General features: G+C 37.6%; 17 protein-coding genes, 2 riboswitches and 2 other annotated features. Of the genes, 10 read left to right on the top strand and 7 right to left on the bottom strand.

All coding sequences use genetic code 11. From position 1 onward, the window contains the following. Positions 1–172: 172 nt before the first annotated feature. A complete protein-coding gene (gene fabI / locus MKX53_RS16915; protein WP_340912754.1) occupies positions 173–952 on the top strand; it encodes an enoyl-ACP reductase FabI in 780 nt (259 codons plus the stop codon). Positions 953–1,238: 286 nt separating this feature from the next. Here fabI and MKX53_RS16910 read toward each other — a convergent pair whose 3' ends face one another. From MKX53_RS16910 to MKX53_RS16890, 5 genes are all read right to left on the bottom strand, one after another. After that, entirely contained in the window at positions 1,239–1,994 is a 756-nt protein-coding gene (locus tag MKX53_RS16910) for an amino acid ABC transporter ATP-binding protein (protein ID WP_340763898.1), read from the bottom strand. Between the two features lie 13 nt (positions 1,995–2,007). Next, a complete protein-coding gene (locus MKX53_RS16905) occupies positions 2,008–2,721 on the bottom strand; it encodes an amino acid ABC transporter permease (RefSeq protein WP_093537420.1) in 714 nt (237 codons plus the stop codon). 12 nt (positions 2,722–2,733) lie between these two features. Beyond that, a complete protein-coding gene (locus MKX53_RS16900; RefSeq protein ID WP_340912752.1) occupies positions 2,734–3,441 on the bottom strand; it encodes an amino acid ABC transporter permease in 708 nt (235 codons plus the stop codon). 81 nt (positions 3,442–3,522) lie between these two features. Beyond that, positions 3,523–4,374 carry a transporter substrate-binding domain-containing protein gene (locus tag MKX53_RS16895; protein WP_340912751.1) on the bottom strand — a complete coding sequence of 284 codons (852 nt, stop codon included), beginning with the start codon at positions 4,372–4,374 and terminating at the stop codon, positions 3,523–3,525. A 19-nt stretch (positions 4,375–4,393) separates the two neighbouring features. Beyond that, positions 4,394–5,557, bottom strand: coding sequence for an acyl-CoA dehydrogenase family protein (locus tag MKX53_RS16890; protein WP_340912750.1), 1,164 nt, complete (start codon positions 5,555–5,557; stop codon positions 4,394–4,396). 103 nt (positions 5,558–5,660) lie between these two features. Continuing rightward, positions 5,661–5,760: riboswitch (SAM riboswitch) on the bottom strand. A gap of 162 nt (positions 5,761–5,922) precedes the next feature. Here MKX53_RS16890 and MKX53_RS16885 point away from each other — a divergent pair. The 4 genes from MKX53_RS16885 (at position 5,923) to MKX53_RS16870 (ending at position 12,107) form a co-directional block, all read left to right on the top strand. Then, positions 5,923–7,959: a catalase gene (locus MKX53_RS16885; protein WP_340912749.1), complete on the top strand. Its 2,037-nt coding sequence runs from the start codon at positions 5,923–5,925 to the stop codon at positions 7,957–7,959. A gap of 189 nt (positions 7,960–8,148) precedes the next feature. Continuing rightward, positions 8,149–9,489, top strand: coding sequence for an FAD-dependent oxidoreductase (locus MKX53_RS16880; RefSeq protein ID WP_340912746.1), 1,341 nt, complete (start codon positions 8,149–8,151; stop codon positions 9,487–9,489). Positions 9,490–9,543: 54 nt separating this feature from the next. Next, positions 9,544–9,769 (top strand) — a binding site (T-box leader). 37 nt (positions 9,770–9,806) lie between these two features. After that, positions 9,807–10,032, top strand: a binding site (T-box leader). A gap of 5 nt (positions 10,033–10,037) precedes the next feature. Beyond that, positions 10,038–11,285: a threonine--tRNA ligase gene (gene thrS, locus MKX53_RS16875; RefSeq protein ID WP_445678270.1), complete on the top strand. Its 1,248-nt coding sequence runs from the start codon at positions 10,038–10,040 to the stop codon at positions 11,283–11,285. A gap of 72 nt (positions 11,286–11,357) precedes the next feature. Continuing rightward, positions 11,358–12,107: a GNAT family N-acetyltransferase gene (locus MKX53_RS16870; protein WP_340912745.1), complete on the top strand. Its 750-nt coding sequence runs from the start codon at positions 11,358–11,360 to the stop codon at positions 12,105–12,107. A 10-nt stretch (positions 12,108–12,117) separates the two neighbouring features. Here MKX53_RS16870 and MKX53_RS16865 read toward each other — a convergent pair whose 3' ends face one another. Continuing rightward, the gene (locus tag MKX53_RS16865; RefSeq protein ID WP_340763883.1) at positions 12,118–12,966 is read right to left on the bottom strand and encodes a DegV family protein; all 849 of its coding nucleotides are present in this window, start codon (positions 12,964–12,966) and stop codon (positions 12,118–12,120) included. A 222-nt stretch (positions 12,967–13,188) separates the two neighbouring features. Here MKX53_RS16865 and MKX53_RS16860 point away from each other — a divergent pair, with 222 nt between their 5' ends. Genes MKX53_RS16860 through MKX53_RS16850 form a run of 3 tightly spaced genes read left to right on the top strand, consistent with a single transcriptional unit; the run spans position 13,189 to position 14,872 of the window. Then, positions 13,189–13,695 carry a GNAT family N-acetyltransferase gene (locus MKX53_RS16860; protein ID WP_340763882.1) on the top strand — a complete coding sequence of 169 codons (507 nt, stop codon included), beginning with the start codon at positions 13,189–13,191 and terminating at the stop codon, positions 13,693–13,695. A gap of 54 nt (positions 13,696–13,749) precedes the next feature. Next, positions 13,750–14,568 carry a class I SAM-dependent methyltransferase gene (locus tag MKX53_RS16855; RefSeq protein ID WP_340912743.1) on the top strand — a complete coding sequence of 273 codons (819 nt, stop codon included), beginning with the start codon at positions 13,750–13,752 and terminating at the stop codon, positions 14,566–14,568. Position 14,569: 1 nt separating this feature from the next. Further along, positions 14,570–14,872, top strand: coding sequence for a nucleotide pyrophosphohydrolase (locus MKX53_RS16850; protein ID WP_340912741.1), 303 nt, complete (start codon positions 14,570–14,572; stop codon positions 14,870–14,872). Between the two features lie 63 nt (positions 14,873–14,935). Here MKX53_RS16850 and MKX53_RS16845 read toward each other — a convergent pair whose 3' ends face one another. Next, entirely contained in the window at positions 14,936–15,406 is a 471-nt protein-coding gene (locus MKX53_RS16845) for a VanZ family protein (protein ID WP_340912739.1), read from the bottom strand. 93 nt (positions 15,407–15,499) lie between these two features. Further along, positions 15,500–15,687: riboswitch (cobalamin riboswitch) on the top strand. A gap of 169 nt (positions 15,688–15,856) precedes the next feature. On the opposite strand from MKX53_RS16845, the gene MKX53_RS16840 reads away from it, so the two are divergent. After that, complete coding sequence (locus MKX53_RS16840) at positions 15,857–16,396, top strand: hypothetical protein (protein ID WP_340912737.1); 540 nt, start codon at positions 15,857–15,859, stop codon at positions 16,394–16,396. A gap of 4 nt (positions 16,397–16,400) precedes the next feature. After that, a complete protein-coding gene (locus MKX53_RS16835; RefSeq protein ID WP_340912736.1) occupies positions 16,401–17,345 on the top strand; it encodes an ABC transporter substrate-binding protein in 945 nt (314 codons plus the stop codon). Positions 17,346–17,390: the final 45 nt, after the last annotated feature.

Raw genomic sequence — 17,390 nt, 5'->3', positions numbered from 1 at the left:
TCATATAAAGAAACCAACTATTTTTTCTGAGATAGTTGGTTTTTTGATGTGTAATTAAGTCCAAAAACACAAAATGATTTAATACAAAAAGAAAGATTTATGTTATTATTAAAATAATAACCAGGTACTAATAACAGGTATAATATACTAGGATAATAATTTGGAGGTATTTATGAGAGACTTAATTCAACTAAAAGACAAAAATATTGTCGTTATGGGCGTGGCCAATGAACGTAGTATTGCATGGGGAGTGGCGAAGTCATTATTCGAAGTGGGTGCAAATGTTATATTTACTTACCGTAAAGAACGTTCCCTTGGAAAAATTGAAAAGTTACTGAAGGATAATAATTTAGAGGCAAAACTAGTAGTAGAGTGTGATGTAAATAGCGATGATAGTATTAAATCTGCGTTCGGGCAAATTGGATCAGAGGTTGGAGTGATCCATGGTGTAGTACATTCTGTTGCATTTGCGCACGCAGAAGATTTAAAAGGGGCCTTTTTACAAACTTCAAGAGAAGGCTATGCTTTCGCACAAGATACAAGTGCGTATTCACTTATTGCTGCAGCGAGAGAAGCAACACCCTTTATGACTGAAGGTGGATCTATCGTAACTATGACATATTTAGGGGCAGAACGAGTACTAGAGGGATACAATGTAATGGGAATCGCAAAAGCATCTCTGGAAGCATCTGTTAAGTACTTGGCATTAGACCTAGGGAAAAACAATGTGCGTATAAATGCTGTTTCAGCAGGAGCGATTAGAACATTAGCGGCAAAAGGGATATCTTCTTTTAATACAATTTTGCACCAAATTGAAGAGAAGGCTCCTTTAAAACGGAATGTCACTCAGCAAGAGGTAGGAGATATGACGGTGGCATTATTAAGTAACTTATCCAGCGGTGTAACAGGCGAAGTCATCTTCGTAGATTCTGGCTACAATATTATGGGCTAATTTGATATTCATAAAAGCGGTGAAAGATGACCTGGTCATTTTTCACTGCTTTTTTTGAAAATTAAGAAAGTATATAAAATACAGCATGAACATTGGATTTGTAGAACATTTAAGCATTTCAATCCAAACAACTAAGTGAGTAGTACTCAACTATGAGATATTGCATAGCCTCTCGCTTAGATAATAAGCGGCTGAGCCGTGCCCACGGAAAGCATCCGCTCGAGCGGAAGTCAATGGCATATCTACGTATTTGTTTTTAAAGGGCTGCCTGATTTTTCTTGTTGTCTTAAATATAAAATGTGTAATCTTCAGGTAACACTCGTTTTAAGAATTTCTTCGTGCGTTCTTCTTTAGGGCTCACGAAAATATCATGAGGAGAACCTTCTTCCACTACTACTCCGCCATCCATAAAGATAACCCGGTTAGCTACATCCTTTGCGAAGGACATTTCATGGGTCACCACTAACATGGTCGTTCCTTCTTTCGCAATATTTTTCATCACTGTCAGTACTTCGCCAACCAATTCTGGATCTAATGCAGAAGTAGGTTCGTCAAAGAGAATAATGTCGGGGTTTAAGGCTACGGCTCGTGCAATTCCAACGCGCTGCTGTTGTCCGCCAGAAAGTTGACTCGGATAGGAATCATATTTGTCTGATAAACCTACTTTGTCTAAAGCTTTTTTCCCAATACCAATTGCATCGGCTTTAGGTACTCTTCGACCGACGATGAGTCCTTCTGTTACGTTTTCTAATGCTGTTTTATTGTTAAATAAATTATAATTCTGAAAAACGAAGGCTGTTTTTTGTCTGATTGTGTGTATATCTCTTTTTGAGGCACCGTGCAAATTGACCTTTAAATCGCCAAAAACAGCCTGACCGCTGTCTGCTTTTTCCAAGAAGTTAATACAGCGTAATAACGTCGTTTTTCCAGAGCCACTAGGACCAAGAATGACTACTACATCTCCTTTATCAATGGATAGGTCGACTCCTTTTAATATCTCATTGTTTCCAAATGATTTATGGATATCATTAATTTTTAACATTCACTCATCCTCCTTATGCACTCACGTATTTGTATCTGCGTAATCGTTTTTCATATATTTTGAACCCGTATTCTACAAGGCTGCACAAAATAATATATACAAGGAAAATATCTATATAAGCTTCCACATAGTTATAACCTACGTTTGCCGCTACTTTTGCCTTTAATGTAATTTCCTGTAAGGACATTGCATAGCCAAGTGATGTAGCTTTTATCAAATTCACGGTAGCAGTACAAATATTAGGTAGAGCTACGACTAGCGCTTGAGGAATTACGATACGGCGGTAGGCTTGGAAATTTGAAAGGCCAACTGATTGGGCCGCTTCTAGTTGTCCTTTGTTGACCGTACTTAAAGCAGATCTAAATACTTCTATCAATATAGCAGTAGTGCTGAAAGAGAATACGATAAACGCGTACCAAATAGGGTTGATATTGTAGACATTTATATTGATATTATACTTTTCGAAAAATAGGGAAAGTATTAAGGGTACGCTTGCATAAACGATAAAAATTTGAATAATGATCGGTGTTCCTCTAACGAAGGAAACATATATTCTGGAGAACCAGTTCAATACGGGTACTTGATTGATACGTGTTAATGCCAATAAAAAACCTAAAGGTAATGCGATAAGCAAAGCAACAATTGTTACGAGAAGTGTTATTGGGACACCGGATAATGCGATGAAAAATGTATCAATTAAAAACGTATAATTTAAACCTTCCGACATTATTTACACTCCTTAGTTCGTATTAATTGTTTGCTTTCCCTTACTAAAAACCTTTTCAAGTTTTCCAAAAAATTTCTCGATTAGTATAGAGATGACCCAATACACAATAGCAAGAGCGATGAAAATTTCTAATGCATGGGTATTGTAGTTCGCTGCTATGATTAAGTTTGCTTTCCCAACTATATCGATTAGCCCGATGGTATAAGCAAGAGACCCTTCTTGAAGTAATGCGATAAGTCCATTTCCAAAGTTAGGAAGTGCGACAACCAATGCTTGCGGAAAAATAATTCGTCTATACGCTTGAAATGGACTTAACCCAACGCTAACGGCGGCTTCAAATTGTGCTTTTTCAATAGAATCGAAGGCGGATCTAATAACTTCCGACATAATCGCAGCGAATTGGAGGGTAAAGGTAATAACTACAAATACTGCCGTATTTAAATCATGTAAATATAACCCGAAGTTGTCCGCTAAGGCGGGAACGCCATAATACACTAAAAATAGTAAGACGATAGATGGAGTGCATCTTAAAATCGTCGTATAAAAATGCGCTGTTTTTTGAGCAATTTTATTCTTTCCAAGCTTCATCACAGCAAGGATTAACCCGAGAAAAGTCCCGAAAATAATGGATAATCCAGCAACCATAAAAGTTACTTTTAAGAACGGAAGTAATATAGGAAGTGAGCTCCATATGTACGATACATCAAAATATTTTTCCATATTGTGCAATATTCCTCCCTTTTAAATTTGAAAGGCTGCCCAGGTATCCAACGCTAGGCAGCCTTGATGGAAATACGAATTTTATCTTTCTACTTTATCTAACACCTCAAAAAGGTCTCGACCGTAGAACTCTTTACTAAGTTCATTTGTTTTCTTTTCTTCTTGCAACTGTTTAATAGCTTTGTCATACGCATTTGCAAAGTCTTGTTCTTTTTTATTGAATAAAGGCCATGTTTTAATCACTGCAAATTCATTGTAAACAACTTCATCTTTTAGATTATAGTAAGGGCCGCTTTCATCTAATACTTGTTTTTGGAATGGTCCTTCGATTATTACTCCGCCGTCCACGCGACCCTCATTGACCCATTGGACTACATCCACTGTGAAAGCATCTCCGGCATCTAGTTTGACTGGATTATCTGGGTTGGTCTTGTTATATTCGTCAATTACTGTATATTGCGCATTGTTTGCTGCAATAGGAGCTAAAGAGTAGCCGGCAGATGCAAAATCCTCTAATGATTTAATATGCTCATTTTCTTTTTTCAATACGAGACCGGCACTGCTTAGACCTAGGAAATCTTTAGGGAAAATAAACTTCTCGGTGCGTTCCTCTGTCCAAAATGCATTTTTTACACCTACTTGAAACTTACCTTGTTCCACTCCGATTAATAGATCATCGCTTGTCGTTCCTATATATTCAAATTCGTAGTCAGGAAGTAGTTCATCTACTAATTTCATAACTTCTACATCGTATCCCGTAGCATTTCCTTTATCATCTAACCAAGAAATAGGCTTAGATGCCATGTCATAGGCAACTTTTACTTTTCGAACATCTCCATCTTCTGAAGTCGTTGAAGCCTTTCCAGAACTACATGCAGCTAAAATTGTCACGGAGGCTAACCCTAATGCAGCCAATTTAAAGTACTTATTCATATTTAATCTCCTCGTTTCACTAATTTTTATTGTTATCTTCCTCTAACGCAGTTAGTGCAAGTTTTTTTATCGTCATATCATCCATAGGGGGATTATGGAGTCCTGCTCGAACATCGCGGTAATAACGTTGCAAGGGGTTTGTTCTTTGTAAGCTTTTGGCACCAACTAATCGCATCGCTTTGTCGACAATAGTGATTGCTGAATTAGTAACGATATGCTTTGCCACGCTTACTTCGTTGGTTAGAAGTTCTTTTGTAGATTCATTGTCATAAGAGGACGCAACTCCGTAAATGACGAGTCTAGCCTTCGTAAGCTCTAAATCTATTTCACCTAGTAGCTGCTGTACGTTTGGTAGCTGTGCAATAGAGCCATTCAAGCTATTGGGTGAATGGGTATTAGCAAAGTGGACTGCATAGTCTCTTGCAGCCTGTGCAATTCCAAGATAAGTTGCAGGTATATGAAGCAGCCAACCATTGATCTTCCCGCCACTAGCGAATTCAGGAAGCTCTACTAAATTGGATTTATGAACGGTTACATTGCTTAGTACTAAATCATTGCTGCTAGTTCCGCGCATGGAAACTACATCCCACGTTTCCTCAATGGAAAGCCCCTCCGTATCACGAGGTATAAGGAAAAAACCAATTCTTTCTTCTTCCTCAATCCAAGCAGATGTTAAAAAGTAGGATAGTACGGGGGAAGCGGTTGTGAATATTTTACGTCCGTTTAGTACCCAAGAATCTCCCTTTTTAATAGCGGTAGTACCAGGTCTGCCACCTCGTGTTGGACTACCTGTTTGTGCTTCACTGACGGAACGATTTATGAGTGCACCATTTAATACTTCTGTAGCGAAAAAGTCTAATCTTTCCTGTGTCCATAATTTTTTTTCGTATAGTTCGCCTACTACACCTAAACTCCACCCTACCGATAAGGCAGTATTTGCATCAAAGCTAGCAAGAATTTCCTGTGAAAGAACCATATCGTAGACAGAAAAACCTTTGCCCCCATACGATTCAGGTAGAGTTAGACTTGCATAACCTAGTTTTAATAAATCCTCCACATTTTCTTTTGGGAAAATAGAATTCTCGTCAATATCTGCTGATTTGCTTTTAAATTTGTCTTCTAATTCTTCCAAACGATTAATCCATTGCTGCTGTTTTTCTGTTTTGATGTATAAATTTATCACAGTTGCTATCTCCTTTAATTTAAACTATTCCGATTAGTTAAGTAGGTATTAAGAGGAAATAAAAAACCCATCTCAAAATGAGAAGAGTAAGTGGTTAAATAAATACTTATCTCTCAATTTCTTGCTGGAAGTAGCACCATACCATAGCTTTGGCGGTTGCTGAAGCATCATCGGACCAGTCCCTTCGCTTCTCTTAATAAGTAGTATGTAGTTGTTGAAATAATCTTACTACTTCATCTAGGTGAAGTCAATAGTAATTCATATTGCTTTAATAGGATTTAAATATGTAATTGAATTTATAGGTTTTTTAGAAAGTCATCCTGGGTATTAACAATAGGGAAGAGATAATTAGAGGAGGAATTTGTTTGGATAAGAAAGTAGCTGGAAATAGTAAAAATGAACAATTAGAAGAATTTCGAGTGGACGATCAAGGACAAGCAATGACTACAAATCAAGGACTTAAAGTTTCGGAGGATGAGTTTTCCCTTAAAGCAGGAGAACGAGGCCCTACTTTAATGGAAGACTTCCATTTTCGTGAAAAAATGACTCATTTTGATCATGAACGTATACCAGAAAGAGTAGTACATGCTAGAGGTTATGCGGCTCATGGGGAGTTTGAGGTATATGAATCTGCAAGTGAATTTACAAAAGCGAAGTTCTTGCAAACACCGGGTAAAAAGACTCCTGTATTCGTGAGGTTCTCCACTGTGGCAGGATCACGTGGTTCTGGAGAGTTAGCACGCGATGCTCGTGGCTTTGCAACAAAATTTTATACGGAAGAAGGAAATTATGATTTAGTAGCAAATAATATCCCTGTCTTTTTCATACAAGATGCTATTAAATTTCCAGACCTAGTACATGCTTTAAAACCAGAGCCCCATAATGAAATTCCACAAGCTGCTAGTGCTCATGATACGTTTTGGGATTTTGTTGCCAACAATCAGGAGTCAGCACATATGGTCATGTGGACAATGTCTGATCGTGCCATTCCTCGTAGTTTCCGAATGATGGAAGGGTTCGGTGTAAATACATTCCGTTTCGTTAATGATGCGGGTAAATCCCATTTTGTGAAGTTTCATTGGAAGCCGTTGCTTGGTACCCACTCAGTTGTATGGGATGAAGCGCAAAAGATAAATGGGAAAGATCCAGACTTTCACCGTCGCGACCTATATGAGGCGATTGAGAATGGGGACTATCCAGAGTATGAATTCGGCGTACAACTCATCGCAGAGGAAGATGAGTTTAAATATGACTTTGATATTTTAGACCCTACTAAACTATGGCCTGAGGAAGAAATCCCAGTTAAAATTCTAGGGAAAATGACATTAAATCGCAATGTAGATAATGTATTTGCTGAAACCGAGCAAGTAGCATTCCATCCAGGGAGTGTTGTCCCGGGAATTGATTTCTCTAATGATCCTCTACTTCAAGGGCGATTATTCTCATATACAGATACACAATTAATACGTCTTGGAGGACCTAATTTCCATGAGCTTCCGATAAACAGACCAGTTTGCCCATTCCATAACAACCAACGTGACGGATATGGTAGACAATCGATTAATGTAGGTAGAGTGAGCTACCATAAAAACTCTCTTGCTAACAATACTCCAACACCTGTTAGCGAAGCGGAGGGTGGATACACGCATTATGAGGAAAAAATAGATGCGCGTAAAGTTAGAGCGCGAAGTGAGAGTTTCAAGGATCACTTCACTCAGGCTATATTATTCTGGAATAGTATGAGCGATACAGAAAAAGAACATATCATTAATGCATTTAGCTTTGAACTTGGTAAATGTAAGGAACTTACTGTTCGTCAGCAAGTATTAGAGATGTTTGCACAAGTAGATTTGGATCTAGCGAGTAAGGTAGCAGAAAATCTAGGACTAGTAGTGCAAGGTGTAAGTACTGCAACGAATACTAAGTCTTCTCCAGCACTTAGTCAGTTAAATACTATTATGAAACCTCAGACACGAAAAATTGCTGTTTTAGTCGGAGAAGGATTTGAAGAGGATTTACCTGCGATTCTAGCAGACTTAAAAGCAGGCGGAACAATGCCTGAAATAGTGAGTGATCATCATGGATCTGTTGCAGGAGCGGATGGCACGCTGTTACCAGTTGACCATACTTTCTTAACTGCTGATTCTGTATTATTTGATGCAGTATATGTAGCAAGTTCACATGGCAAAACGGCCATGTTTGAAAAAGAGGCTTCGTACTTCATTAAGGAAGCATATGCCCATTTTAAACCAATTGGTGCTACATTTAGTGGAGAGCAACTAGTTGATAATCTGCACTTCACTGGTCAGGCTGGTGTTCTCACTAAAGAAACTGGTAAAGGCTTTGTAGATAGTTTCTTAAATGCTGTTGCTGCCCATCGTTTCTGGAATAGAGCAGTATAAACAATTATTTTGGGCATGTCCTATTAGGGCATGCCTTTTTTACATAGAATAAGACAATGAAGAACTTTTAGAAGGAAATAAAAAGAAAAATTTTAAGCGTCTAACAAACATAACTATTCACTAATACTTGAAGGGAAGTTATTGTTGGGTATAGAAAGAGTAATAAGGAAAGTCAAAGGAGGAAACTTCATGCACTACGTAATAATAGGTGGAGACGCTGCGGGGATGAGTGCGGCAATGGAAATTGTACGTAATGATCCTGACGCTCGAATTACGACATTGGAAAAAGGACATATTTATTCCTATGGACAGTGTGGTTTACCCTATGTAGTAGGAAAACAAGTAGTATCTTCAACGGACGTTATAGCACGAAGTGTAGAAATGTTCCGTAGTAAATACGGAATTGATGCAAAGACAGGATATGAAGTGACCCATGTAGACCCTAACAATAAAACAGTGTCAGGGAATATTCTGCAAACGAGAGATAATTTTATCTTAAGCTATGACTGCTTGCTTATTGCGACGGGTGCTACTCCTGTTGTTCCTAATTGGAACGGTGGGCATTTGTTAGGGATTCATACGATTAAAACCATTCCAAATACAGAGGCAATTATCGCCGATTTAGAAAATGTTCAACAAGTTACTATAATTGGTGGAGGATATATTGGACTAGAAATGGCCGAAAACTTTGTTAGTATTGGAAAAAATGTACGTATTATACAAAGAGGAGATCAGCTTGCCGGTATATTTGATCAGGATATAGCATGTTTCATACATGAACATGCAAAGGCTCATAATGTAGAAGTGATATTAAATGAAGAGGTTCAATCTTTCACGGGAGATACGAGAGTAAGTGATGTGAGGACAGATAAAGGAAGTTACCCTACCGACTTAGTTTTAGTTGCCACAGGGGTTAAACCTACAACGGGTTTTTTAGAGGGGACTGGCATTCAATTGCACCATAATGGAGCGATTATAGTAAATAATTTTTTAGAAACGAATTTGGACGATATCTACGCAGCAGGAGATTGTGCAACTCATTTTCATCGTATTAAACAACTGAATGATTATATTCCTTTAGGAACAACTGCTAATAAACAAGGGCGAATTGCTGGATTAAATATGATAGGTCAAAGGAATGAATTTAAAGGGATTGTTGGCACATCCATCATGAAATTTTTTGATTTGGCTCTTGGAAAAACTGGTTTGTCTGAGAAAGAAGCGGAGCAGCTCGGTATTTCCTATGACGTGCATACGCAGGAAGCCACGGACATTGCAGGGTACTATCCAGGTAAGGAAACGATGCATATGAAATTGATTTACAGGAAGGATGACCAACAAATTTTAGGGGGTCAAATTATTGGAGGAAATGGTGTAGATAAAAGGATTGATGTATTAGCAACTGCACTTTATCACCATATGACCTTTTCCGAGTTATTGGATCTTGATCTTGCATATGCCCCACCATTTAATGGCGTTTGGGATCCCCTGCAGCAAATGGCAAAACGAAATACTACCCAAAAAATATAACAGTTAATGTTGACTATTTGAATTTTGTTGCATATACTTAGAAAAATCAATTAGTAACAAGCGAAGAAAAGGACATGGATCATTTAAATATTTCTTATCAGAGAATGGGGTCATCGACTGAAAGCCCTTAAAGAAATGCAAATGATTTACCGCCTTGGAGCAATTATGGGGAACACATTTATGTAATTATCCATAATCGGGAAACCGTTATCTTACATGAGCGCAACAGAGTTTTTATGTTGCAAATTAGGGTGGAACCACGACCACACTCGTCCCTTTGCCGGGATGGGTGTGGTCTTTTTGTATATAAATTTAATATTCAAGCGTAGAAAAGGATATGAATTGTTCTAACTTTCTTATCAGAGAATGGGGTCGCCGACTGAAAGCCCTTAAAGAAATGCAAATGATTTACCACCTTGGAGCAATTATGGGGAACACATTTATGTAATTATCCATAATCGGGAAACCGTTATCTTGTATGAGCGCAACAGATTTTTTTGTGTTGCAAATTAGGGTGGAACCACGACCACACTCGTCCCTTTACTGGGATGGGTTTGGTCTTTTTTGTTAGGAGAAAAATAGTAAATGGAGGAATTAAAGTGAAAGCAGAAGAAAGAGTAAGTCATCAAAATTTAGGGCAACAATTAGAATTGTTCATGTCGATGGAGGAAGCACCAGGAATGCCGTTTTATTTACCAAAAGGGATGATACTACGTAACGAACTGGAAAACCTGTGGAGAGAAAAGCATCAACGAGCAGAATATCAAGAGATTAAAACTCCTATTCTGATGAAACAGGAGCTTTGGGAAAAATCAGGGCATTGGGATCACTATCATGAAAATATGTATTTTGCAGATGTAGATGACCAAAAATATGCGATTAAACCAATGAATTGTCCTGGAGCTGTTTTAATCTTCAATAGCAAACGAAGAAGCTATAAGGAGCTTCCGGTTCGATATGCAGAACTTGGATTAGTCCACCGCCATGAACTCTCTGGATCATTGAATGGATTATTACGAGTCAGAGCTTTCACTCAGGATGATGCTCATCTGTTTGTATTGGAGGAGCAGATTGAAAGTGAGATAGCGAAGGTACTAGACCTTGTGGATGAGTTTTACTCGGAGTTCGGCTTTAGCTATAAAGTAGAGCTATCCACTCGACCAGAAAATTATATGGGATCAGTAGAGGTTTGGGATCAAGCAGAGCAAGCGTTGGAAGCAGTTCTTCAGAATAAGCAGGTAGAATATCAGGTAAACGAAGGGGATGGAGCATTTTATGGTCCGAAAATCGATTTTCATATATTAGATGCATTGGGACGTAGCTGGCAGTGCGGTACTGTTCAACTAGACTTTCAAATGCCTGAAAAGTTTGACTGTAAGTACGTCGACGAACACAATCAATTGCGACAACCCATTATGATTCATCGTGCAATTTACGGTTCTATTGAGCGATTCATGGCTATTCTATTGGAGCACTATCAAGGTAGCTTTCCGCTGTGGTTATCTCCGGTTCAAGTTAAAATATTACCAATTGCCGATGCACATAAAGAGTATGCAGAGAACGTAAAGTGGCAACTTGAGCAAGATGGGTATCGAGTAGAGATAGACAACCGGGTAGAGAAAATCGGATTGAAAATTCGTGAAGCTGCAATGCAAAAACATCCGTATATGCTCATTATTGGGGATCATGAAATGGAAAATGGCGCAGTTTCTGTTCGACAACATAAAGTAGGTGTATTGGGAGAAATGAGTGTTTCAGCATTTATAGAGAAATTAAAAGAGGCTAGGAAAGGGTGAAATATTAAATATTGTCATACTAAAAGGATTTTCGGCTATATATAACGAATGAAACTCTATGGAGGTCGTATAATGGCAAAATGGATGTTATTGTTTGCAGGATTCGCTATTATAGTTGGAAATGCATGGGGAATATATTCAATGTATCAGCCAAAGGTGGGGCCAATTGGGAATGGAGAAATTGCCAATTATGTCTGGGTCAGTATTATTTTCAGTACGTTAGCTGGTGTAATAGCAATTGCCCAATTTGTAGCTTTACTTATCCATGATAATCATAAAAAAAGATTTCCAACATTAGAAACAGAACGATTTATATTGCGCCCGATTGAAATTAGTGACGCAAAAGAGGTTTTCTATTATTTTTCAAAAGATGAGGTTACGAAGTATTATGATTTGGACACATTTGAAGACGTTAAAGAAGCAAAGGTATTAATAGGAAATTGGCAAAAGAAATATCAAAAAAAAGAGGGGATTCGCTGGGGGATTGCTACGAAGGAAGAGAATAAGATTATCGGTAGTTGTGGATATCATAATTGGGAAAAGAAACACTTTAAAGCAGAGATTGGTTTTGAAGTGGCACCAGAGTTTTGGCGTAAAGGCATTATGATAGAGGTGTTACAGCCCATTTTACGTTACGGTTTCGAGTTAATGGATTTAAATCGTATTGAAGCCCTCTTTGCTCCTGATAATATAGCATCTAAAAAAACGCTAGAAAAAGCCGGTTTTGTTTATGAAGGTACTTTTCGAAAATCTACGTTTGAAAAAGGACACTTTTGTGATGAGGCAATTTGTTCCTTATTAAAAAAAGAGTTTGTGCAGTAGCACAAACTCATTAATATCTAACCCAGCTAAGTCCTGTTGTTCCTTCTCCAGCATGTACTCCTACACAAGCGCTAAGAGGAAGGACAATCACTTTTAGTTTAGGGAATTCTTGTAGCAATTCTTCTTTCCAAGTTCTAGCATCGGTCGTATTATTGCAGTTAATAACCGCAACCTCTGGAACATTGGATATTTTCATGTCTTTACGAAGTAAGTTCATTACATACTTCTTAGCTCGCTTATCTGCACGAACCTTTTCTTTCATTACGACTTTGCCGTTATCGAAAGAAATGACGACTTTTATATTTAGAAGATTACTTAGAAAAGCTTGAGTACCTGAAACACGACCGCTTTTATGAAGTTGCGTCAAACTAGATGGAATAAAGGATAACTCGGAGTTATTTGTCATATTCTCAATATGAGTAACAACTTCCTCTATGTCATGATTTGCTTCTAGCATATGCTTGCCGACTTCTAACATTTTGACCATTGGATAAGATCCTATTTTAGAGTCAATCGAATACACTTTAAAATTTGCTATTTTAGAAGCAGTTTGTGAGCTATTATAGGTTCCTGATAATTCACTGGATGTGTGCACTGCAACGGCACAGTCGTATCCTTTTGCTTTTAAATCTTCATATAATTGCACCATCTCTCCAATTGGAGGTTGAGAAGTTTTTGGATGAATTTTTGCTGTGCGTAACTTGTCGTAAAATTCGTCGTGAGTCATATCAATTGTTTCTTTAAAAGCACCATCTTCAAATACGATATTTAAGGGAAGGACATATATATTATGTTTTTCAATGAAAGTTGAATCTAATAAAGCGGCAGTATCAGTAATCCAGGCAACTTTTTTCTTCATAATGTAGAACTCCTTTTTGTGCAATCTTATTAGTGCTAATTTACATGAGACATTATATTAGCAATAGTGTTATATGTCATGTTTTGTCGATATTTCGGAATCTAGTACATATTTTGAACATAATTACGTAGGAAAGTGAATTATGAAGTGGGGCCTTCTACTGTAAAGAGTTATACAAGTTCATGAATTATATAATGATAGATATTGCTTGGAGGTATGAGAATGGAGTTAAGACAACTAGTAGCAGAAGACGCGAGTGCTTATTGGGAGTTAAGATTAGAAGCATTGAAAACAAGCCCAGAAGCCTTTGGTGCGAGCTATGAAGAGGCAATGCAGCGAGACAATCCAATTGAACGAGTAAAGGGGAATTTAAGCGTAAAGGGAAATTATACATTTGGGGCGTTCGATCAATCTAAATTAGTAGGAATGGTTACTCTTGCACAGGAGAGTAACTTAAAAATGAAACATCGTGCAAATATTTTCGCTATGTATGTCAGTCCAATCGGCAGGGGGCAAGGGACAGGCAAAGCACTAATGAGATTGGCAATTGAACAAGCTAGAGAGAGTCGCGAAATTGAAAAGATAAACCTCTCTGTAGTAACAAGTAATGAGGCGGCAAAGAATCTGTATCTTCAACTAGGATTTAAAGTATTTGGGACAGAAGACATGGCATTAAAGGTTGGGGATACTTATTACGGTGAACATCATATGTCGCTAATATTGAATTGAGCGGAAGGAGGAAACGAAATTAATTCTCACATCATCGAAGAAATTGTAAAATGTATGCCAATAAACGAATTTGATTCGACCATACAGAAGGTACAGACAGAGCATCGACTAAAGCTAGTAGACTTTTGGAATATTAAAGAAGGTAGCAAAGTGCTAGAAATTGGCTGTGGACAAGGAGATACGACAGCAGTTTTGGCTTATACAGTTGGAGAGACAGGATTTGTTCATGGAATCGATATAGCTTCACCGGACTATGGTAGCCCAGTTACTTTAGGTAATTCAATGGCCTTCTTGAAGAACTCGCCCCTAGGAAATCGGATTAAGGTAAATTTTGAATTGGATATCCTTCAAGAAGAAGTGGATTTCCCTGAAAAATCTTTTGATTATATTGTGCTGTCTCATTGTACTTGGTACTTAAAATCACCGGAAGAATTCCTGGGAATGTTAAAGAAAATCAAAAAATGGACAAACGAATTATGCTTTGCCGAGTGGGACACGAGAGTTCAAACTAATGAGCAGCTTCCACACTTCTTGTCAGTACTCATCCAAGCTCAATATGAGTGCTTTGTAGAAAATAGTTTAGTTAATGTTCGAACGTTATTTACACCTAAGGACATTCAACAAATTGCGGAAAAAGCTGGTTTCGAAATTACAACGGAAAAAATTATCGACTCTACTCATCTGCAAGATGGCAAATGGGAAATAGAATATACATTAACAGATTATAAAGAATTAATAGAAGCTGCCGACCATTTACCTATCAAATATAAAGCTTTAATACAATCAGAAATGCATCTATTAGAGGAAGCAAGAAGTCAAAACAAATACACATCACTGAACACATACGCATTCACAGCAAGAAAAGGAGAATAAAATGAAAGAGTTAACAGAAGAAATAAAGAGATTCCGGGACGAACGAGGTTGGGGAGGAAATCACGATGCTCGTAGTCTTGCTATTTCAGTATCATTAGAAGCAAGTGAGTTATTAGAGCATTTTCAATGGGTTACTGCAGAGGATGCGATAAAAAAAGACAAGCAGGCAATTGCTGACGAAGCAGCAGATGTATTTATTTATCTTTTGCAATTTGCTGATGTGCTCGGAATTGATTTAATAGAGGCTGCACAGCAAAAAATGAAGAAAAATGCTTTGAAATATCCATTACCTGAAGTGGATTAACAAAGGCATATTAACAAATCCCTTCGATCAACACTGTACTTACAAGTGAAAAACGTTGACTCTTTATCGGTCAACGTTTTTTTGTTGAAACCATTGAAAAAATGACATTAATAATAGCGCAGTAATAGCCCCAGTTGTATCCAACAAGACATCTTGAAGAGAAGCTGTACGGCCACTTGTGAAAGATTGTCGAAATTCATCGGCAACAGCAAGAAGCATAGTGATCACAACTGTTGTAATTTTACGATACTTAAATGGAGGTAACGCAATATAAATGGCTAAAGCAATGATTCCAAAATAAACAAAATGGGTACCTTTTCTTATCAAAAATTCTACAAAAGCATAGTAGCCACGCTCTTCCACAGAAACGAGAATGCCCCAGTATGGAACTTGAAAAATACGAAGAAAAGATTCTAATGGTTTGCTAGGAAGCCATGCTTTTAAGACATCCTGCATAGATTGCTGTTCAGCTGGCTGCCCTGATGCCAAAAATACAATAACAAGTAATATTAAAAGCGGGATAAGTTTTTTCATATACTGACATTAGCACAAAACTGGTGAATTTACATGCGTGAAAATTATTGTGCATGCTAGGGAGATGGCTATGGTAAACTAATTGTAAGTGAATAATTTTCGTAGGGAAAAGGTGCTAACTTGTTAGCTTAATTTGGGAATTCGGTTAAAATCCGAAGCTGTTTCCGCAACTGTAAATGCTGATGAAATAAGAAAAATGCCACTGTTGACTAGTCAATGGGAAGGTTCTTAGAGTAAATTGATGCATAAGCCAGGAGACCAGCCTTTTCTTGAACGTATAGATACTCTTCGGAAGTTAAGGGATTGTACGGCACGTTTCTATTTTTCTGTTTTTTTATCGTTAAATAGGTATCACGCCGCCCTTATTTGGGTGGCGTTTTTTTTGTGCTGTTAACTAACAAAGTATTATATGCTTGAAAATTCACCAATAAAAGGAAAGGAGGAGAAGTAATGAAAAAAGATATTCGCTATATTTGCTATCCATTTATGCGTGAAACACCTTCTACTGTAGATTTTGAAATCCGTACAGATTCGTTGACTACTCGTATTGGACTAGCAGCTTCTTTAACAAAGGATATACCAAAGATTTACGAGGATCTGATGTATTTGGCACCAATGGCTTACCATTTAAACGGGTCTGTTCGAGGGAAGATAGCCATTACAGAAGGCGATTTACAAGTTCTAAGTGATATGTACGATTTCTATGTAGAGGAAGTAAAAGGTAGAGTAGATATATTTGTACTACCACAGGGTACGACTGCAGCTTGTGAATTACATGTTTGTAGAAGTGAAGCAAAAAAGTCAGTTAGAGCTCTTCATAAAGTTTCGTTAGAAAGAGAAATTCCTGAGATTTTGTTTGACTATGCACAGTTATTAGCAAATGTGTTGTTTGCGATGGCAGTTTATGTGAACAAACATCATGGAGTGGAAGAAATTCAATTTGTCAGTAAATCATATCCAATGAGAAAAAAGAAACAACTGGAGGAATAATACTATGAAGAAAAATTATTTATTTAATTGGTTGTCGGTGCTGCTATTTTCATTCTTGCTTGTAGGGTGTTCTGCGGAAGAGAAGACAACTGTGGAAAAACAAGAGGAAGTAGTAGATGAAGTAAAAGAATATACAGTAACTGATGATGTAGGAAATGAAATTACATTCGAAGAAGTACCCGAAACGATTGTTTCTCTTCAACCGAGCAATACGGAGATTCTTTTTGCTTTAGGTGTAGGCGATAAAATTGTAGGAGCAACAGATTATGATACATATCCTGCAGAAGCACTCGAAATAGAGCGAGTATCTGATTCAGTTGCATTTAATGCGGAAAGAATTACAGAACTGAACCCAGATGTAGTAATAGCGTATACAATTGGCCAAGAAGAAGCACTGCAACTTCTGGAAGATACCGGATTAAAAGTCTTTGTAATTGAGTCTGCAACTTCTTTTGAAGATGTATACGGAGATATCGAGCAGTTGGCTACCGTAATGGGTATTGAAGAAAAAGGACAAGAAGTTATTTCTTCTATTCAGGATACTATTCAAGGAGTTCAAGAAAGAGTTAAATCTGCTACCCCATTAAAAAAGGTATATTATGAAATTAGCCCATCTCCAGATATTTATACAACTGGTAATAAAACATTCCAACAAGAAATTTTAGCAGCAGCATCGGTCGACAATGTATTTAGCGATCAAGAAGGTTGGATCAGTGTGTCAGAGGAAGATGTTACGGTCAAAAACCCAGAAATTATTTTAACAACTGCAAATTATTTAGATGATGCACCTGGAGAGATTAAATCTCGTGCAGGGTGGGACAAAATACAAGCCGTACAAAACGATTCAGTCTTTTTAGTAGATGGTGACGTTATTTCTCGACCAGGTCCTCGTATTGGTGAAGCAGTGGAATTGATTGCTAAAACAGTGTATCCAGAATTATTTCAATAAACTTAAAGCCTCGTCCTAATTTAGGATGAGGCTTTTTGGGTTTTA

The sequence above is a fragment of the Psychrobacillus sp. FSL K6-4615 genome, assembly GCF_038008225.1.
Taxonomy (GTDB): domain Bacteria; phylum Bacillota; class Bacilli; order Bacillales_A; family Planococcaceae; genus Psychrobacillus; species Psychrobacillus psychrotolerans.
The sequence above is the reverse complement of the archived record's forward strand: the minus strand, read 5'-3'. Positions and strand labels throughout refer to the sequence as shown.